This window comes from Geoalkalibacter ferrihydriticus DSM 17813, assembly GCF_000820505.1.
GTDB classification, from domain to species: Bacteria; Desulfobacterota; Desulfuromonadia; order Desulfuromonadales; family Geoalkalibacteraceae; genus Geoalkalibacter; species Geoalkalibacter ferrihydriticus.
In genome coordinates this window covers 44,435-62,796 of record NZ_JWJD01000003.1, presented here as the reverse complement: position 1 = coordinate 62,796, position 18,362 = coordinate 44,435, and the positions used below count along the sequence as shown (strand labels likewise).

Sequence of the window (18,362 nt, the reverse complement as noted above, 5' to 3'; positions counted from 1 at the left end):
ATCAAATCGGATCATAGTTCACCACGAAGGGCAGATCGTACCCTGCGGCGGCCAGGGCCTGCCGGGTTGCCGCCAGCCCTTGTGGAATGAGTGCGCTTAAGCGACAGCGCTGTTCGAGAAAGAGCAAAAAAGCCAGACTACCGTTCAGAGAAAAGCCCCAGCGTGAAACCATGGCGGCTGCGGCTCGTGCTTCAAGCTGTTGCCCCAATGCCTGAGTCGCGGCAAGATAATGGGTGGGAAAGGCAACTAAAGAGGGGTCCAGACTGCTCATGAATGCCTCTTTTTCGGCGGAATGCAAGGTGCCGAAATCAACCGCACACCACGCGCTGTTGCGTGTCGCAAAGAGCGCGCGGCACGCAATGGGGCGCACGGCATACACCCCACAGCGCCCATCCGCATTCAACAGCGGGCAGGGCCCCAGATCTCTTCTGCGGCGCCGCAGGTAGTCCTTGAAGTCGCGGGCATCGCAGGCGATCCGGGCCAGTCCCTCGGCATGCGCGGCGACCGCATCGAACTGTTCCGGCGCAAGCACCGCTCCGACCAGCAACGCCTCGGGGAAGGTCGCATTGACCATCAGGGTGCAGCAGTTGCTGCAACCCGCCTTGCAGTAAATCGTCACACTCTGCTCACGCAGAGCCACCAGCAGGCTGCGACATTGGTCGTCAAAAAAATCCTGCCCCGCCAGAATTTGACGGTTCAGTTCCTGCCAGATGTCTTGCACCGGCCCTGCCCTCCCCAACCGTGGAGAAAATGAACGCGACCAGCGATCAGGTCGATTGCGCGCGGGTTTCCTCCTCCAGCCGCAGTTCCTGAATCGCCATATCGCGCAGCTTGAATTTCTGAATTTTGCCGCTGGCGGTCATGGGGTATTCATCGACAAACCTTACGTAATGGGGAATTTTGTAATTGGCAATGCGCTCGCGGCAGAAATCTCTGATTTCTGCTTCGCTGCACCTGACCCCATCCTTGAGTTTGACCGCCGCCATGACCTGCTCGCCGTATTTGCGATCAGGCACGCCGTAAATCTGCACATCGCTGATTTTGGGATGTGTATAGAGGAATTCCTCGATCTCGCGGGGATAGATGTTCTCGCCACCCCGAATAATCATGTTTTTGATGCGCCCGGTGATCTTGCAGTAGCCGTTTTCATCCATCACCGCCAGATCGCCGGTATGCAGCCAGCCCTCGGCGTCAATGGCACGCGCGGTTTCCTCGGGCATCTTGTAGTAGCCCTTCATCACCAGGTAGCCTCGCGTGCACAACTCGCCCTGCTTACCAGGCGGCAACACGGCACCGGTTTCAATATCGACGATCTTGACCTCGACATCGGGCAGGGCGCGGCCGACGGTCGCCACGCGTAACTCGAGGGGATCGGCGGTACGGGTCTGGGTAATAACCGGCGAGGACTCGGTCTGGCCGTAGGCGATGGTAATCTCGCTCGCGTGCATGTCACGAATAACACGCTTCATGACCTCGATGGGGCAGGGTGAGCCGGCCATTATGCCGGTGCGCAGGGAGCTGAGATCGTAGTTTTTGAACTCGGGGTGCTCCAGTTCGGCGATGAACATGGTCGGCACGCCGTGCACGGCGGTGCATTTTTCCGCCTCGATGGTGCGCAGCACCGCTTCGGGATTGAAGGTTTCCACCGGCACCATGGCCGCGCCGTGGGTAACACAGGCCAAAACACCAAGCACGCAGCCAAAGCAGTGAAAAAAGGGGACGGGAATGCACAGGCGATCTTTTTCGCTGAAGCCCATGCAGACCCCGATATTATAGCCGTTGTTGATGATATTGTGATGGGTGAGCATGACGCCCTTGGGAAAGCCGGTGGTTCCCGAGGTATATTGCATGTTGATCACTTCATCATCGGAAAGCGCTCTGGTGACTGCATTCAACGCAGCATCGCTCACTTTCGCGCCCAGGGCCTCCAGTTCGGCATAGGCAAACATGCCCGACGGCGCGTCATCCCCGAGAAATATCAGATTTCTCAGCGAAGGCAGTCCGGCGCTGTGCAGCTCACCGGGCACGGCCGTCTTGAGCTCAGGTACGACGGCATTAAGAGTTGAGACGTAATCGGTATCTTTAAAGCCCTTTACGAGGAAGAGTGTAGTGGCGTCGGACTGCTTGAGTACGTATTCAACTTCGGAGGATTTGTAGCTGGTGTTGACCGTAACCAGCACCGCTCCGATCTTGGCCGTGGCGAACTGCAACACCACCCATTCGGGGACATTGGTCGCCCAGATAGCGACGTGATCGCCCTTGCGCAGGCCCAACCCGAGGAGGCCTTTGGCAATACGATCAGTCAGGGCATCCAAGGCGGCATAACTCAGGCGCAGGTTGCGATCGGGATAAACCAGGGCGTCATGATCGGGAAAGCGCCGCGCTGTGTCGTTGAGCAATGCGCCGATGGTAAAGGAAAGAGCCTGCGCCATGGCGAGAAGTCTCCAAATCGGTCAATTGTAAGGGTTCAGTCTGCGGCGCGATTTAGCATTGCATCTGAACAGATGCAATCAATTTAACAAAGCCCCGAAAGGCAAAAACGATTTCCTGCAAAGGGTTCTGTTTTTCAGCCAGATTTCTGATAACACGGATTTTCCTCTGCCGTCAATTTATAAGCCGGGAAAATTTGGGGCAAACCTTGGCCTTCGGCAGGTGATTAATTTTTAAGCAAAGAGCTGAAAATCCCTGTATCGAGGGCAATCCGCGCCGCAATACGGCAATTTTTCACAACGCTATCCACAGAGACTGTGAAAAGAACCTACCGCCCGCCCTCTTTCCGGGGTTGAACCCCTCACTGGAGCTTCTGGGCGAGAAAATCTTCCGGAACCACGATTCCGCCGCTCATGATAATTTTCATGGCTTCCTCAACGGAAAATTCCGTGGGATACACCCTCGCTTCTTCCAGAATCAACACATAGCCCGAGGTCGGATTGGGGGAAGTGGGAATAAAGACCGTAAAGTATTTTTTCCCCGAAGGAGTAGATACGGAATTTGTAACAAAGGCGATGGAGAAGGATCCCTCCATGGGAAACTCAACATAGACTGCTCGCCGGAAGGATTCACGCCCACTTGCGGAAAAAACCGTAATAAGTTGCTTGGACGAGCTGTAAATCGACTTCACCAGAGGGATGCGCGAGAGAATGCGATCCCAGACATGGATCAGGCGTTTGCCGAAAACGTTGGACGCAATCAGGCCGGAAACATAGATGACGAGAATTCCGGCGATCATGCCCAGGCCAGGAATATAGCGACCGCCCTCGCCGAAGAGAAAAACAGCGGTCTTGCGGATATAGGGGGCCAATACCCCGTCAGCGAGGTTGAAGAGAAAACTCAGAATAAAAATGGTGACGCCGGCGGGGATCACCACCAGTAGCCCGGCGCCCATCTTGGTTTTGAGATGGTGACCGATGCGGCGCCCCCAATGGCCCTTGTGCGACTCGTTGTTGGTATCGCCTGTCATAGGCGCGCTCCTTTTCGCGCTCAGGAAAAGGGACAGAAACTGATGGTTGCCGATCCAAGCCTTTTTTCCAGAGTTTCATTATACACAAAAGTCAGGCTTGCGGCGGCTCGGGTCTCTGCAACCGGCGCTAAAATCGTCCGGAGCCAGGAGTTGACAGCCACAAGGCAAGGCCACGGCTGAATCGGTCTATTAAAACGCGCCGGCGGGCTTATCGGGGGAAGATGACAAGAATTGGGAAACCAGGGATTCCAGGCGCGCCAGATCCTGCAGGCTCAGGTCGAGCAATTCCAAGCCCATGCCCCAGGGCAGCTGCGCCTTGCGCATCCATTCGGGGTGGTTGATCCAGGCCACGCGCGCCGTTACCGACAACAGCGGACCCTGGCAGGAACTCAGGTCAAGAACCAGTTCAAGCCGGCTATCGCGCGGATAGAGCACTTCACTTTCCAGAAAAAGGCCGCCGGTGCTGAGATTGACCGTGCTGCCGCATTCGAACTCACCCGCGGGCAGACGCCGATAACGCAGGGGCACCCGAAGAGCGGCGCGCGGCGCCAGGCGCCCCGGATCGGGCAGATCAAGCAGACGACGTGAACTGTCGAGCAGGGTCGTCCAGTCGGCGGGCAGGGCCACGATCGCATCAGCGCCACTCTCACGGCAGCGTTCCGAATCCTCATCGGCGCCCTGCACCAGGAGAATCACCCGCGTCCGACGCAGAAGGAAATCTTTCTTGATCCGACGACAGAAAGCGTCGCCTCCATCCGGAGGGAGATGCTGGGCGACAAAAGCCAGGGCGGGATCTTCATCTTCAATGAGGCGCAGCGCCTCTGGGGCGTTGTGCGCCCGCAACAGAACAAACTCCTCGCGACCGAAAAATCCCTCGACCCGATCGAGAAAATCTTTTTCAGCGCTGGCAAGTAGAATTTTTTTCGGCATAGCGTTCGTTAAACCTAAGAAAAATCCGTTAGCGCGCACAATCCGATGGATCGCCCTTGAGTTTGGCCAAGCCATGGGGCAAGGCCGGCAGCACCACCTCGAGATTTTCCCTGACGCCCTTGGGGCTGCCGGGCAGATTGACAATCAGTGTCTGGCGACGAACTCCGGCCAGGGCGCGCGAGAGCATGGCGTGGGGCGTTTTTGCGAGGCTCGCGGCTCGCATGGCTTCGGCCATTCCCGGCACCTCGTAATCGAGAACCCGTGCGGTAGCCTGGGGAGTGATGTCGCGCTGGGTAAGTCCGGTGCCACCGGTAGTGAGAATCAAATCGAGACAATCGCGATCACTCCACTCAACCAGCACTTCAACGATGCGCTCCTCGTCGTCGGGGATGACTTCATAGCGACGAATCTCACCCAGTGACGCCACCATCTCACCGATGATGCGTCCGCTCTCGTCCTCGCGTTCCCCGCGGGCGCCCTTGTCGGAAAGGGTGAGAATGCCGATGGAAAAATGCAATTTGTTCACGGTGCCGCCTCGCTGACTCCCGTTCCCATCTTCAGCACGACAACCGGATCCCCTCCGGCAACCGGCCCACCCTGGCGAACGACGGCAAATATCCCCTCCTTGGGCATGACACAGTCGCCGGCCTGGTAGTAAATAGCGCAACGGTCATGGCAGATTTTCCCGATCTGAGTGATCTCCAGCAGTGCCTCGCGCCCCACCTGCAATACCGTGCCCAAAGGCAGATGGCAGAGGTCAAGACCGCGAGTGGTGAGATTTTCAGCGAAATCGCCAGGCCCCACGTCCAAGCCGGCCGCGCGCATTTTGCCAATACTCTCCATACCGAGCAAGCTTACCTGGCGGTGCCAGTCGCCGCCATGGCCGTCGCCCTCAAGCCCGAATCCGGCGACCAGAACACCCTGCCCCACATCTTTTTTTCGCTCGCCCTTCCCCGGACTGGTACAGACGGCGACGACTTCTCCCTGCTGCATCACATAGGCTCCCACTTGAGATTCCAACCGTTTATTTTTTGTAATTGTACAGCATGCACCGCAGGGTGCGGCGGCACTATCGGATGTCGCAGCTGAATAGTTACTATTTTTTCTTCTCGCGCGCCGCCAGCATGCGCCGCGCGTTGTTGACGATCACCTGCGACACATTACGGCTTTTGGCCAGTTGTTTCAATTCCTTTTCAAAAAGCGCGCTCATGAAGCGTAAGGCCTTGGGCAACGGGGTCCGCGGATGGACGACCAGGGCTTTGCGAATCTCCGGGCTTTTGACCCATTCGTTGTTAAGTAGGACCAGGCGGATCAACTCGTCGTGGGAGCTGCGGTTTCGCGCCACGGAGAGCACCTCGCCGTCGGTAATGCGGGGGTTCTTGAGAACGGCCGAGGAAACCAGCTTGTTGGCGTCACGCAGCATGATGGTGCGCCATTCTTTGTCGCCGGTCAGGGCCGTTTTTATCTTTTCGGCGACAGGCATGTCGAGAGATAGCTGATACTTGGAGAAATTGATCTGATCCTCTTCTGGTCCCTCTTCGCCTGTGGTCTGTTTATCCTCTTCAACCCTGCCCTGTGCGGAGGGTGACTCGCCATTGTGCGGGGCTGCGCCTTGCTGGCTGCCCCCACCGCATTCCAACCGCCGCCGCAGTTCTTCGTCGGCGTGGGAACTGGAGCACAGGGCAACCATCAGATCCGGGCACTCGGCCAGGCGTTGCCGTTGATCGGCGATTCGCTGAAGCAGTGCCGCGTCGGCCCGCCGGGCAAGACCGATGAGGGTGACGTCGGCCGTTGCCGGGTTGCACACGAGCGTCTCCATCACGCCCAGGTTGTCAGGATGCACCCGCGCAATAAAGTGCAGGAGCTGCGCGGGGAGGTGAGAATCGGCGGCAGCCGCCTGCAAAGTGGCCGACGGCAGGGAGCGCATGGTCCCCAAAGCCTGTCGGCGCAAATCCTCGTCAGCGCCTTGACACAAAAACACAAGGACGGTCAGCAACTCGATATCAGTGAGCGCCAACTCTCCCCGAACCGCGGCAAGCTGCAGTGAGCGGGGGGCATTTCTCCCGACAATTTTGGCGACCCGCGCCGGCACCCGGGAACGTGCAATCTCACCCGACGAAGACATGAATAACCTGCCGCGCTCAGCGGCGCTTGACGATCAAGGTCTCCATACCCATATCCCGGGCGCGGGCCGCAGCGGCCTCGGCTTCGGCGCGGGTGGCAAAATCACCGAAACGCACAATGGACAGGGGTACGGCGGCTCTTACATTTTCTTCTTCAACGTGAACACCTTGTTTCTGCAACTGGACAGCGAACCGCTGGGCTCGCTCCCTGCTCTGGAAAGTGCCTGCGTAAACCACCATCAGATCGCCATCCATCAGAAAGAAAGGCTCCGAATCCCCAAGCTGCCTGATTTCAGCCAACTTTGCTTCCCCCTGGCTGGGAAAGAATGTGCCGACCCGCAGACGGGTCAAACTTCTGGTGGTTTGGACTTCGCGCACCTGAGGCTCATATCCGAGGGCCCTCACTTTTTTCTTAGCCTCGGCAAGGGTGGGCTGGGCGGCATAGGCTCCAACCTGAACGGTAAACTCACCGACCGGCGGGGCGGGAGATAACGGAATCGGCGCGGGCAGATCCTGCACGGTTTCGGCGGGAACCCGAGGTTCTCCGTTCGCTGCGACGCCAGAATCCCTGGGGACAACCGGCGGCGTACCGGAATCTTCCTCCAGGGCCCTCCCCTCGACCTCGGCGGCATCAGCCTTGGCGTCCCCCGGCTCTGCTCCCGAAGATTCGGCTTCGGCACCGGGGGCGGCGACCGGTTGCGATTCACTCGGCGCTGGAGCAGGTGTCGGTGCCGGCTCGCGGGCCGGCACCGGCAAAGTCCTGGTCTGGGTCGGCACCACCCCACGGGCCAGGGGCTCCTGCGCGGGCTGGTGGCTGAAATAGAACCAGGCCGCGCCCCCCACTGCTAAAATGAGAAGCAAAAGCAGAACCACCAGCATGCGCCGCGGCGCGGTTTCGCGCCCGTCGGAGCCGACCGGCGGCCCGTTCCCGGCGACCTCGGACCCGGCATGTTCCTCGGCGGGAGGTCCGGGTTCCATGGGTTGGTCGGAAGCGGGCTCCTCCTCTTCGATGTCGAGCTTCAGATCGTCTTTGTCGGCCATCCTGATCGGTCCTCCGTGCTTGATGCGTTGCCGTGAATATGTGACAATTTACGGCCGTCTATTCCGCCTTTTTCAGCTCGGTGAGAAGCCTTGAGGTCAAATGCGGCGGCACCTCTTCGTAGTGACTGAATTCCATGGTGAACATCCCGCGATCCGAGGTCATGGAGCGCAATTCCGGTGCATAGCGCAACACCTCGGCCATGGGCACCTGTACCCTTATCAACTGGCTGCCGGCCTTGGGCTCAACACCGAGGACCTTGCCGCGGCGCGAGTTCATATCGCCGATAACATCGCCCATGCAATCATCGGGAACGCTGATTTCCATGACCATCAGCGGTTCGAGCAGAACCGGCTTGCAGGCTTCAAGGGCCTTCTTGAAGGCCATTGAGCCGGCTACTTTGAAAGCCATTTCCGACGAATCGACGGAATGGTGCGACCCGTCCACCAATGTTACACGAAAATCCACCACCGGATAGCCGGCCAGGATGCCGTGCAGAGAGGCCTCCTGAATCCCTTTGTCAACGGCGGGGATATATTGGCGCGGCACGACTCCGCCGACAACCTTATCCACGAACTCGTAACCTGCGCTGCGCGGCAGAGGCTCCATTTCAATCCAGACATCGCCGAACTGGCCGCGCCCGCCCGATTGCTTCTTATATTTTCCCTGTACCTTGGTGCGGCCCGAAATTGTTTCACGGTAAGGCACCTTGGGCTCTTTCAATTCAACTTCCACGCCAAATTTGCGCTTGAGTTTTTCCACCGCCACTTCGAGGTGTACCTGCCCCATGCCCGAAAGGATCATCTCACGGGTGTCTTCATCGCGGCCAAGTTGCAGGGTCGGATCTTCCTCGATCAGCTTATGCAGCGCCAAGCTCAGCTTGTCTTCATCCCCCTTGCCCTTGGTCTGCAAGGCAAAAGAAATAACCGGTTTGAGGGGCATGGGACTTTCGAAGAGGATGGGATGGGCTGCGTCGCACAGGGTGTCGCCCGTGGCTGTCGATTTGAGTTTGGCAATGGCAATGATATCGCCGGCCACCGCCAGGGGAATAGGTTTCTGCTTTTTCCCCTCCATCTCGAAAATCTGCCCGACCCGCTCCGTCACATCCTTATTGGGGTTGTAGACGCTGGAATCGGATTTGAGGCTGCCGGAATAGACCCGCATCAGCGTCAGCTTGCCGGTGTAGGGATCGCTGATCGTTTTGAAAACCATGGCGGAAAACGGGCCCTCTTCACTGGGCTGACGCACTTCCTCGGCTCCGGTCAAAGGGTGCTTACCGTGTTGTTCGCCCTTGTCGATGGGCGAGGGCAGACAATAAACAATGTAATCAAGCAACTGCCGAATGCCGATATTGGCGGTGGCGCTGCCGCACAGCACCGGCGTAAAGGTTCCGGTCAAGGTCCCTTCACGCAGTCCGCGCAGAATCTCTTCTTCACTGAGGGTCTCGTTTTCCAGATACTTTTCCATGAGTTCGTCGTCGGCATCGGCCACGGCCTCAAGCATCTCCGTGCGCAGACGCTTGGCTTCATCGAGATATTCCGCGGGAATCTCGCCCTCCTCATAAGTACCCTTTTCGTCGAACTGGAAAAGCCGCGCTTTCATCCGCACCAAATCGATGATGCCGCGGAATTCGGCCTCCGCACCGATGGGCATGACCACGACCACTGCGCGATTGCCGAGAGTTTTGGACATATCGTCCACGGCACGGAGAAAATCGGCGCGTTCGCGGTCCATCTTGTTGACGAAAGCGATACGCGGCACCTCGAAATCCTCACACCATTCCCAGATTTTCTGCGTTTGCGCCTTGACGCCGGAAATGGCGGAAACAATGACCACGGCGCCGCCGAGAATACGCAGACAGTTGCGGGTATCATGAAGAAAGTTGGAAAAACCGGGAGTATCGACGATGTGCAGGCTGTGGTCTTGCCACTCGCAATGGTGAAGGCTGGAACTCAGGGTGATGCCGCGTTTGATCTCTTCCGGCTCGAAATCCATGTTTGAGGTGCCGTCGGTAACCCGCCCGAGGCGATCAACCATGCCGGTGTCGAAGAGAATCGCTTCAACCAGGGACGTTTTACCCGCCCCTCCGTGAGCGACAATCCCCAGATTTCGGATCTTTGAGGTGTCGTACTTTCCCATGGTTTCTCCTTTCACTCCATTGTGTGGCGACTTGTGTCGCATGACAACCTGGTGGAAAAGACTCTTGGGCGCTACCGCCCTGGTGAATATTTCATGCGCTCCCTCTTCGCTGACACCTCCCTGAAATGATTGAGATTTCTCTGGTGCTGGACAAGTCTACCACCCGCCGGTCAGCCTGTCAAAAGCCGCCCCGATTGCGCGCGTGAATGATACGCAAACCCTCCAGTGTCAGATCCGGGGCCACTTCGTCGATGCATTTCGAACTTTCTGCAATCAACGCCGCCAACCCGCCCGTGGCCACGACCAGCGGCTCTTCGCGCACCTCGCTTTTCATGCGCTCGACGATACCGTCCACTAAGCCGACATAGCCGAAAAAGATCCCGGCCTGCATGCTGCCCACGGTGGTTTTGGCGATCACTTGGGGGGGGCGAGCGATTTCCACCCGCGGCAGCTTGCTTGCCCTCTCAAACAGCGCTTCGGCGGAAATCCCCACGCCCGGTGCGATGGCCCCACCCTGATACTCGCCCCGCGCTGAGATGAAATCGAAAGTGGTGGCGGTGCCGAAATCGACGATGATCAGGCTGCGGCGATAGCGTTCATAGGCGGCAACCGCATTAACGATGCGGTCGGCGCCGACTTCCTTGGGATTGTCGTAGTGAATGGGCATGCCGGTCTTAATACCCGGCCCGACAACCTGAGGTTTTTTGCTGAAATATTGACGGCACAGAAACTCGAAGGTGTTGAGCAGGGGCGGCACGACGCAGGAGATGATGACGTCATGAATGTCGCGAAAATGAATATCGCCAAGACGGAACAGGTCGTGGATGACGATGGCATATTCGTCGACAGTGCGTGCCTTGTCGGTATTGATGCGCCAACTGCGCGTCAGGCGGCTACCTTCGTAAAGGCCCAGAACGGTATTGGTGTTACCGATGTCGATGGCGAGCAGCATAGGGTCAGTTGTCCGTAGTCAGTTGTCGGTGATCATAGCAGATCAGGGCGCCTTCAGTCCTTAATCGATGGGGCGCACGTCGCCGGCGTAAATCTTGATGGGGGAGCCGCTCCCGATGTCGAGCAGCAGAGCGCCGTTTTCGTCGATTCCGGCGAAGGTGCCGCGGAGGCAATCCACACCGCGGTCCACCTCGATAGCGCGGCCGCTCCAGGGGCACAGTTCCTCCCACTGACGGGCAATGGGCGCGAACCCCTGGTCGAGAAACTGCTGGTAAATCTCTTCGAGGAGGCGATACAGGTGGCGAGCCAGGGGGGCGCGGTCCCACCCATGCCCGGCAGCCAGCTTCAGGGAGGTAGCTGGGTAGCGCAAATCAGCGGGAAACTGATCGGCATCCATATTGACGTTGAGACCCATGCCCAGCACCACATAATGAATCCGCTCGCTCTCGGCACTCATTTCGCTGAGCAGTCCGGCGACCTTGCAGCCGTCGAGCAGAATATCGTTGGGCCATTTCACTTCGGCCGGCAACCCACAATGCTCGCGAATCGTGCGGGCGACAGCCAGCGCGGCGACAAAAGTAAGCTGGGGAGCGCGCAAAGGCGGCACTGCGGGGCGCAGCAGCACCGAGGTGTAGAGATTGACTCCCGCCGGGGATGTCCAGCGCCGACCCATACGGCCCTTGCCGGCGCTCTGGCTGTCGGCAACGACCACGGTGCCGTCGGCCGCCCCCTCTTCCGCCGCACGTTGCGCCTGAATGTTGGTTGAATCAGTCTCGGCGAAATAAACCAGATTGCGGCCCACCAGGGCGGTTTTAAGACCGGCCTGCAGTTCTCCGGCAGTCACCAGATCGGGGCCGCCAAGAAGACGATATCCGCGCGATGGCGCCGCTTCGATGCGGTATCCCTGAAGGCGCAGGGCACCGATCTGTTTCCAGATGGCAGTACGCGAAACTCCGAGCCGCCGACTCAGCTCCGCGCCGGAAACACAGGCGCCATTCTGCTCGCGCAGGAGGGCAAGAACGGCATTTTGAGAACTGTGGGGAACTGAAACCATAAAATTTCACAAAAACCCGTGACGAACAGTGATGAGAAGCCATTCACCGAAAACGGCCATGCGAATCCTCAAAAGAGCATGGAGATATCCACTGCACGATAGGAATGGGTCAGAGCACCCACGGAAATGAGATCGACGCCGGTCTCGGCGATACCGCGCACGCTCTTGAGGTTGACCCCGCCCGAAGCTTCGGTCAGGGCCCGACCGGCAACCACCCCGACGGCTTCACGCAACATGGCGACATCCATATTGTCCAGCAGGATGATGTCGGCACCGGCAACCAGGGCTTCACGCACCTCGTCGAGGGTCTGTGTTTCGATTTCAATTTTGTGGATGTGCGACAGGCGCTGCCGGGCCCGTTCAACAGCCGCGGAAATGCCTCCGGCGGCGGCAATGTGATTTTCCTTGATCAGCACCCCGTCATACAGGGCATAGCGATGATTGCGCCCCCCCCCCATACGCACGGCGTATTTTTCAAGAATGCGCAGCCCCGGCGTGGTTTTTCGAGTATCCACGATTTGGGCGCCGGTGCCAGCCACCGCATCGACAAATGCGGCGGTCAGGGTGGCGACACCACACATGCGCTGCACCAGGTTGAGCGCCACCCGTTCGGCTTGCAGCAGAGAGGCCGCGTTCCCCCGCATGACTGCCAGCACCTCGCCCTTGCGCACCTGTTGGGCATCTTGCTTGTGCGCATCGAAGGCAACATTGGCATCAACGCAGTGAAAAACCTGCCGTGCCACTTCAATGCCGGCAAGAACAAAGTCTTCCTTGGCGACAAGGCGCGCCTCACCTTGAGTGCCGCCCGCAACCGTAGCTTCGGTGGTTAGATCACCGGCGCCGATATCTTCATTGAGAGCGGTGCGGATGATGCGCTCGACTTCAAACATGAAAACCCCCTGAAAGTTTCATAAAAACAGCTTTTTATAGCATAGGGAGGGGTCCCTCGCAACGAAAAATGCCCCGCCCCAAGATGCGTGATTCCCTTTACTTTTTTCGGCTCTCTTGTTAAAAGTCCACAATAAGTATTGCATCGAGAGGAGGCCTATGAAATCCCGCAATCAGGTGACCTGCCCTAACTGCTTCGGCGTCGAACATCGCGAGGGGCTGGCGACCGCCACTTCACGCGACACCCTAAAGGATGACGAGCCGACGAACAGCGCCAAAAAAAAACGATCGCAACCCGACCGCGAAGGAACCTTGATAAAAATGTTCTGCAGCCGCTGCGGCCACGAACTGACCACGCGGGGCAACCGCGCCTGAAACCCGCAAGGCGCAGGGGACCGATAGCCTGTTGGTATTTTCGGAAGGAGAGTGTCCGCCCAAGGTGTGAGCCGATCGCCCACTTCCCCCCGAGAGCTGATGTTGAATCCGGCGCCCCAGGCGCATGACAAAGAGCCGCTTTTTTTGTGAAAAAGCGGCTCTTTGTCCAGAAAAAATCAGCGCAACAGGCGCGCCAGATAGAGGAAGGTGCCGCCGACGGTGACGCTGGCAAGCAGGTTGCCCAGATTTGCGACGACGGCGGAGAGATTGTAGCGGAAGGGATAATCCACGGCCAGCGTCCGCAGATCGTAAACCTCGATATAGAGCTGCGAGCCTTTCCAGAGAAAGATAAAGACAAAAATCGCCACGAAGGCAAGAAAGCCGCGACTGATGGGCGTATCTTTGACGTTGAAATAAATCTTGCGAATCATGTCGATGTTGATGATGGAAAGAAAAACCCAGTTGGCTTTTTCGATGACGCCAATGATTTCCAGGGTGCGGGCCGAGGGCGTGGGATTAACGAGCACGAAAATCAACGACCCGGCGATCACCAGCCCCGTCCCCAGAAAAACATGGGCTTTATTTCCTTCGAGCTCCAGAGTGCGCGAAAAAACGTAATATTCCATGAAGCCGTGGGTCATGACCATGATGGCGATGGTGCTGACGATGGCGCCCAGCGCCTGAATCTCGGGGATGTCCAGCCCCGGCAGGAAGGGCACTGCGGAGGGGATGATTTCACCGATGAGGATCAGAAAAAAACCCAGGCAGATACTGGTCCATACCCGGGCGTTGTTGAGGCTGAAATAAAATGAAACTCCTCCGGCAATCAGCCAGAGGCCTATCTGCAAAATGCCCAGATCCATGACGGCAATTCCTCCGGTCTCGTCTATTTAAACAGAGCCTTAACCCCGCTTTTCATTTCGTCGAGCATGTGGTTGACACGGGTGTTGCCGGCCACCATGCGGGCCGCGCGGGTCAGGTTGACGTAAAAGTTGACCAGACTCGCTTCGGTAATCAGAGTGCCCGCAGTGACGCTTCGCTCAAATTCCTTCTCGGTCAATGCCGCGCCGACTTTGCCCAGATGTTTGGCCCCAATCTCGCTCAGCAAAGCCAGCAGGCGCTGTCGACGCTGGGCGTCAAGCTCTTCCAGGGCTCGTCCATCCTCGGCTTCCTGGCGCCGGCGGCGCTCCTGCATCAGCTTGCGCGCTTTCTGCCACAGGGGCTCAAGATCAGCCGAATCCTGCAGATCGGTCAGCATCAGGTCTTCCAGACTCGAGGTGGCGAGAAGATCAATTTTGGCGCCGGGCAGCCGGGCAATGGACATAGAGGTGTCGGCGGTGGTTTCGATATCCGTCGCGCCGTCATGAAAGAACCCCAGGGCATTGCCCCGGTCATAAAATATCAAAGCGATGCGATCGCCGGCATAGATGCGCAGGCAGCCGTTCATGCGCTCTTCCCGAATGCGTCCGAGCAGCGCCTTGATGTCGATGAGCTTGAGTTCCTGCCGCTGGTAAAGCACCTCGCCGTGCAACAGGGAGTGGATGCTCAGAGCCAACTCGGGTGAGAGCTGATAAATATCGAGGCGGGCGTTGCCGAGCAAAGACTCTTCAAAAATGCGACCGATAGCATCGCGGGCGACCAAGCGCTCGTTTTCGCCTTCAAACAAGGCGCTGACCAGTTTGCCTTGCTCGAAAATAAGGATACCGGTCCCTGCGGCCATTTCAAAACGCAGGTAGCCAGTAAAATGACCGGCGCGCAGCTTGCGTAAGGCGCCGGGAAGGTCAACCCTGCCGGGGTTGAGATTTTCCTTCAAAGGGTTTCCGCGCGGCAGTAAAATCATGCAGGTTCTCTCTCCATGAGTCGCGCGGCGCACGCGCCGCAAACTGAATGATCCTACAAACAAATAAAATAGACTGTCAACATTAAAGTCCGCAAATCACCAAAAGGATCTAGGGAAGGCCACAGGGGCGTGGTGCGGTCTTTGTCGAGGAAAATTTCATGGGCCGGCACCTGGCCGCCGAGGTGGAGGACCCGCCTGCTCTCTCTCACGCTTCATCGGCCGGGCTTCCTGGCTTGAAAGAACTTCGCAGCTGTCTGAGAATCTGTCGCCGCAGGACCGCGTAACGACGGTAGTCGGCCGGAGTTGGATAAAATGGAGGCTCTTCGCCGCCGGCCGTCAGCAGGATTCGAGTCGCGGGCAGCTCTTCCGGCAGACGCCCGCAGACGGCACGTAGAAAATCATAAAATGGTTGCTTGGCCTCACCCAGCAGCTCCTGCCGGACGGACACGGCTCCCTCCTGGCTAAATCCATGCAGATACAAAGCGTTTTCCTCCCGCCAACCCGGCTCGGGCTTATCCACCACCAGCGCTCCCCCACAAGGGAAAAGCTCGGCGGGATCGAGTTCCCCCAGCACCCCCTCCAGGCAAGAGCCATGCAAGAAACTACGGCGGCGACGCGCAGGATCTTCACAGAACCAACCGCCGGAGGCAGCGGGAGCCTCGCCGCACAGGGGGCATTCAGGGGCCAGCCTTCGCGGGGGACGGCGCGCCGCACACGCGGCTTGCGCCTGTCGGCGCAGCGATAAGGGCAGGTCGGCGGCGGCAAAGCGCTCCAACACGAAACTGGCCAGAACGCGTAACTGGGCATGCACCAGGGTGCCGCGCGCGTGGGTCAGCACCGGATAGGTGCGGCGCGAAAAACCCGTGGCCAGCCCTTCGACCTTGGGACTTTTGGCAAGGACCGTGGGCGCAAGCTGGTAACCGCGCTCACGGGCCGCAAACACCAGAAAATCCTCTAGGCTCACCCCTTCGCGCAAGCGCGACCGTCGGTCGATGAGGCTCGGCAGCAGCCACAGGCAGCTCGCATCGCCGTTTTCGTCGTGCAAAGCCCGCTGCAGGGCCGCGACATTGACCAGCGAGGCGCGATCCTTGACCGGGGCCAGAACCAGATCGGCAGCAGCCAGAGCGCTGCGGGTGAAATAATCCAGAATCGGACGGGTATCGAGAATCAGAATGCCGCCCAGTTGTGATGCCGCGAGCGCCGCCCGCAGACTGTCGGTGCCGCCGCCAGGTTCGGGAAGGTGCCGCTCGGAGGCAAAAAATTGCACCCCGTACTCACCCAGGGTCGCCTGTGGAGCCCGACTTTGCACAAACAGGTCGCGCACCGAAGTTCCGCGATGCTCACCGATGGCAAACATGGCATCGATACTGAAATGGTTATCGAAGGAGGCGATAGTTACTGGCAGATCTTCGCGCAAAGCTTTCAGGTAAACAGCCAGATTGGTGGCGACGGTAGTTTTGCCGACCCCGCCCTTCTCGCTGGCGACTGTCACGACGAAAGGAGCATTGCTCATGGCTGTCCTGGTGTTTCGTGTGGTTAGTCGGGTCGCATAATTCTGAGACATTTTTTGGTGATGCCGAGACGTCGCCATCACAGGCCTAGCCGGCCGCCTCGAACTCGAGCTCTTCCCAGCGCAGATAAAGCCGGGCCAACTCGGCCTGCAGACGCTCATGTTCGGCCCCGGCGCTGCGCGCGCGTTCGGCATCGACGAAAAAGTCCGGTGCGGCCATGCGTGCCTCCAGATCTGCCAGTTGCATCTCGCAGGCTTCGATCAGAACCTGCACTTCGTCGAGATCCTTCTGCCGCCGCCGTTCCTGACGCTTGGCTTCCTTGCGCTCGTGTTGCGACTGTTGGCGTGATTCGCGCTCAAGGGGCACCGGTGCCTGGTCCTGCTCCCGGTGCTGTTCAACCCGTTCACGGGAGTGGCTCAGATCACCTGTCTGTTCGCGGGCACGCAGAAAATCTTCATAGTTGCCGGGATGGCTGGCCAGGCGCCCGCCACCAACCTCTACCACGCGCGTCGCCAGCGCATCGACAAAATAACGATCGTGAGACACAAATACCAGGGTGCCGTTGTAGTGCCGCAGGGCGTCGAGCAGCACGTCCTTGGATTGCAGATCAAGATGGTTGGTCGGTTCATCGAGCAACAACAGGTTAGCCGGATGCAGCAGCAGAATCGCCAGGGCCAAACGGTTGCGTTCACCGCCGGAGAGTACAGAGACCCGTTTGTGAACATCGTCACCGGAAAAGAGAAAAGCACCGAGCACGTCGCGCACCCGCGGCACCATATCAAAAGGCGCCGCCGCGGTGATTTCTTCGAGAACGGTACGCGTGGCGTCAAGGGCGCGCGCCTGATCCTGAGCAAAATAGCCGAATTTAAGATTGTGCCCTTCTTCGCGACTGCCCGCCAGCGGCGCTTCGACGCCGGCGAGAATCCGCATCAGAGTTGATTTTCCGGCGCCGTTGGGGCCGACCAGGGCCATGCGCTCGCCACGCTCGACCAGCAAATCGATGTTTTTGAGCACCTGTAGTTCACCGTAGCCATGGGATACACCCTTGAGTTCCAAGGCCAACCGGCCCCCCTTGGGCGGATCGGGAAACCGAAAAGCGATTTTTTTTCGCCCCGGCGGCACCTCGATGCGCTCAATCTTTTCCAACTGCTTGACGCGGCTTTGCACCAATGCCGCCTTGTTGGCCTGGTAACGGAAGCGGTTGATGAACGCCTCAATGCGCGCGATCTCCTCGTCCTGGCGGCGACGGGCCTCGCGCAGAGCGCTGATGCGCGCCTCGCGGGCCTCGAGATAGCGACTGTAGTTTCCCGGATATTCCGTCAGCCGGCCGTTCCAGATTTCAACGATGCGTGTCACCACCCGATCAAGAAAAAAGCGATCATGGGACACCATGACCACTGCGAAAGGGTAGCGGGTGAGATAATCTTCAAGCCAGTCACGTGCGGGCAGGTCAAGATGATTGGTCGGTTCGTCAAGCAGCAGCAGGTTGGGACGGCGCAATAGAAGCTTGGCCAGACCGATACGCATCTGCCAGCCACCGGAAAAATGTTCGCAGGGCCGCTCCCAATCACTTTCGGCAAAGCCCAATCCGTGAAGCACTTTGCCGATTTCCGCCTCCATGGTATAGCCGCCGCGCTGAAGAAACATTTCCTGCACCAGAGCGTAGCGTTCAAGATCGCGCTCATCCTGGCTGGCCGCAAGGGACTGTTCAAGACGTTTGAGCTCGCGCTCCAGACTCAGCAACTCATCGAGGGCGCTACGCACTTCATCAAACAGGGTGCGGCCGCGATAGTCCAGTCCATCCTGGGGCAGATAGCCCAGAGTGGCGTCGCGCCCACTGCGCACCTGGCCCTCGTCGGCAACGATCTGTCCGGCCAGCAAACGCAGCAGAGTCGTCTTGCCGGCGCCGTTCTCGCCGCACAGGCCGATACGATCCTGAGTGCCGATCGTCCAGTTGATGCCTGCAAAGATGGCGCGGTCGGCGAAGAATTTTTTTACGTCCTGTAACTGAAACATGGCTTTTCTTATAACACAGCCCCCGAGTGGCTTAAA

General features: G+C 58.6%; 17 protein-coding genes. 1 reads left to right on the top strand and 16 read right to left on the bottom strand.

Going from position 1 to position 18,362, the window contains the following annotated elements; all coding sequences use genetic code 11:
• Nucleotide 1: 1 nt before the first annotated feature.
• The 12 genes from GFER_RS09280 to nadC all read right to left on the bottom strand — a co-directional run bounded on the left by GFER_RS09280 (nt 2) and on the right by nadC (nt 12,586).
• Nucleotides 2-721, bottom strand: a complete 720-nt coding sequence (locus tag GFER_RS09280; protein WP_052446244.1) for a YkgJ family cysteine cluster protein — start codon at nt 719-721, stop codon at nt 2-4.
• Nucleotides 722-767: 46 nt separating this feature from the next.
• Complete coding sequence (locus tag GFER_RS09275) at nt 768-2,432, bottom strand: AMP-binding protein (protein ID WP_040098888.1); 1,665 nt, start codon at nt 2,430-2,432, stop codon at nt 768-770.
• Between the two features lie 359 nt (nt 2,433-2,791).
• On the bottom strand, nt 2,792-3,460 hold the full coding sequence (locus tag GFER_RS09270) for a DUF502 domain-containing protein (protein WP_052446243.1): 669 nt from the start codon (nt 3,458-3,460) through the stop codon (nt 2,792-2,794).
• A gap of 189 nt (nt 3,461-3,649) precedes the next feature.
• A complete protein-coding gene (locus tag GFER_RS09265; RefSeq protein ID WP_040098886.1) occupies nt 3,650-4,390 on the bottom strand; it encodes a PilZ domain-containing protein in 741 nt (246 codons plus the stop codon).
• 28 nt (nt 4,391-4,418) lie between these two features.
• Complete coding sequence (locus tag GFER_RS09260) at nt 4,419-4,916, bottom strand: MogA/MoaB family molybdenum cofactor biosynthesis protein (protein WP_052446242.1); 498 nt, start codon at nt 4,914-4,916, stop codon at nt 4,419-4,421.
• Nucleotides 4,913-5,383, bottom strand: coding sequence for an MOSC domain-containing protein (locus tag GFER_RS09255; protein WP_040098884.1), 471 nt, complete (start codon nt 5,381-5,383; stop codon nt 4,913-4,915). The genes GFER_RS09260 and GFER_RS09255 overlap by 4 nt, the downstream gene beginning before the upstream one ends.
• A 103-nt stretch (nt 5,384-5,486) precedes the next feature.
• Entirely contained in the window at nt 5,487-6,515 is a 1,029-nt protein-coding gene (locus tag GFER_RS17690) for a hypothetical protein (protein WP_052446241.1), read from the bottom strand.
• A 16-nt stretch (nt 6,516-6,531) separates the two neighbouring features.
• Nucleotides 6,532-7,554, bottom strand: a complete 1,023-nt coding sequence (locus GFER_RS09245; RefSeq protein ID WP_040098881.1) for an SPOR domain-containing protein — start codon at nt 7,552-7,554, stop codon at nt 6,532-6,534.
• 58 nt (nt 7,555-7,612) lie between these two features.
• Nucleotides 7,613-9,691, bottom strand: coding sequence for an elongation factor G (gene fusA, locus GFER_RS09240; RefSeq protein ID WP_040098879.1), 2,079 nt, complete (start codon nt 9,689-9,691; stop codon nt 7,613-7,615).
• 178 nt (nt 9,692-9,869) lie between these two features.
• Nucleotides 9,870-10,643: a type III pantothenate kinase gene (locus tag GFER_RS09235; protein ID WP_040098877.1), complete on the bottom strand. Its 774-nt coding sequence runs from the start codon at nt 10,641-10,643 to the stop codon at nt 9,870-9,872.
• Nucleotides 10,644-10,703: 60 nt separating this feature from the next.
• Entirely contained in the window at nt 10,704-11,696 is a 993-nt protein-coding gene (locus tag GFER_RS09230) for a biotin--[acetyl-CoA-carboxylase] ligase (RefSeq protein ID WP_040098875.1), read from the bottom strand.
• Nucleotides 11,697-11,764: 68 nt separating this feature from the next.
• Entirely contained in the window at nt 11,765-12,586 is an 822-nt protein-coding gene (nadC, locus tag GFER_RS09225; RefSeq protein ID WP_040098873.1) for a carboxylating nicotinate-nucleotide diphosphorylase, read from the bottom strand.
• A 157-nt stretch (nt 12,587-12,743) separates the two neighbouring features.
• Here nadC and GFER_RS09220 point away from each other — a divergent pair, with 157 nt between their 5' ends.
• Complete coding sequence (locus GFER_RS09220) at nt 12,744-12,959, top strand: hypothetical protein (RefSeq protein ID WP_040098871.1); 216 nt, start codon at nt 12,744-12,746, stop codon at nt 12,957-12,959.
• A 176-nt stretch (nt 12,960-13,135) separates the two neighbouring features.
• Here the strand turns inward: GFER_RS09220 and GFER_RS09215 are convergent, their stop codons facing one another.
• The 4 genes from GFER_RS09215 to GFER_RS09200 all read right to left on the bottom strand — a co-directional run bounded on the left by GFER_RS09215 (nt 13,136) and on the right by GFER_RS09200 (nt 18,326).
• Complete coding sequence (locus GFER_RS09215) at nt 13,136-13,822, bottom strand: hypothetical protein (protein WP_040098870.1); 687 nt, start codon at nt 13,820-13,822, stop codon at nt 13,136-13,138.
• Between the two features lie 23 nt (nt 13,823-13,845).
• Nucleotides 13,846-14,799 carry a hypothetical protein gene (locus GFER_RS09210; RefSeq protein ID WP_040098869.1) on the bottom strand — a complete coding sequence of 318 codons (954 nt, stop codon included), beginning with the start codon at nt 14,797-14,799 and terminating at the stop codon, nt 13,846-13,848.
• A 205-nt stretch (nt 14,800-15,004) separates the two neighbouring features.
• Nucleotides 15,005-16,312, bottom strand: a complete 1,308-nt coding sequence (locus tag GFER_RS17685; RefSeq protein WP_052446240.1) for a ParA family protein — start codon at nt 16,310-16,312, stop codon at nt 15,005-15,007.
• An 85-nt stretch (nt 16,313-16,397) separates the two neighbouring features.
• Nucleotides 16,398-18,326: an ABC-F family ATP-binding cassette domain-containing protein gene (locus tag GFER_RS09200; protein WP_040098867.1), complete on the bottom strand. Its 1,929-nt coding sequence runs from the start codon at nt 18,324-18,326 to the stop codon at nt 16,398-16,400.
• Between the last annotated feature and the right edge of the window lie 36 nt (nt 18,327-18,362).

Coding starts and splice junctions, on each gene's coding strand:
- GFER_RS09265 (WP_040098886.1), bottom strand. CDS start 4,390: ATGCCGAAAAAAATTCTACTTGCCAGCGCTGAAAAAGATTTTCTCGAT.
- GFER_RS09245 (WP_040098881.1), bottom strand. CDS start 7,554: ATGGCCGACAAAGACGATCTGAAGCTCGACATCGAAGAGGAGGAGCCC.
- GFER_RS09275 (WP_040098888.1), bottom strand. CDS start 2,432: ATGGCGCAGGCTCTTTCCTTTACCATCGGCGCATTGCTCAACGACACA.
- GFER_RS09215 (WP_040098870.1), bottom strand. CDS start 13,822: ATGGATCTGGGCATTTTGCAGATAGGCCTCTGGCTGATTGCCGGAGGA.
- GFER_RS09235 (WP_040098877.1), bottom strand. CDS start 10,643: ATGCTGCTCGCCATCGACATCGGTAACACCAATACCGTTCTGGGCCTT.
- GFER_RS17690 (WP_052446241.1), bottom strand. CDS start 6,515: ATGTCTTCGTCGGGTGAGATTGCACGTTCCCGGGTGCCGGCGCGGGTC.
- GFER_RS09270 (WP_052446243.1), bottom strand. CDS start 3,460: ATGACAGGCGATACCAACAACGAGTCGCACAAGGGCCATTGGGGGCGC.
- GFER_RS09255 (WP_040098884.1), bottom strand. CDS start 5,383: ATGCAGCAGGGAGAAGTCGTCGCCGTCTGTACCAGTCCGGGGAAGGGC.
- nadC (WP_040098873.1), bottom strand. CDS start 12,586: ATGTTTGAAGTCGAGCGCATCATCCGCACCGCTCTCAATGAAGATATC.
- GFER_RS17685 (WP_052446240.1), bottom strand. CDS start 16,312: ATGAGCAATGCTCCTTTCGTCGTGACAGTCGCCAGCGAGAAGGGCGGG.
- fusA (WP_040098879.1), bottom strand. CDS start 9,691: ATGGGAAAGTACGACACCTCAAAGATCCGAAATCTGGGGATTGTCGCT.
- GFER_RS09230 (WP_040098875.1), bottom strand. CDS start 11,696: ATGGTTTCAGTTCCCCACAGTTCTCAAAATGCCGTTCTTGCCCTCCTG.
- GFER_RS09220 (WP_040098871.1), top strand. CDS start 12,744: ATGAAATCCCGCAATCAGGTGACCTGCCCTAACTGCTTCGGCGTCGAA.
- GFER_RS09210 (WP_040098869.1), bottom strand. CDS start 14,799: ATGATTTTACTGCCGCGCGGAAACCCTTTGAAGGAAAATCTCAACCCC.
- GFER_RS09200 (WP_040098867.1), bottom strand. CDS start 18,326: ATGTTTCAGTTACAGGACGTAAAAAAATTCTTCGCCGACCGCGCCATC.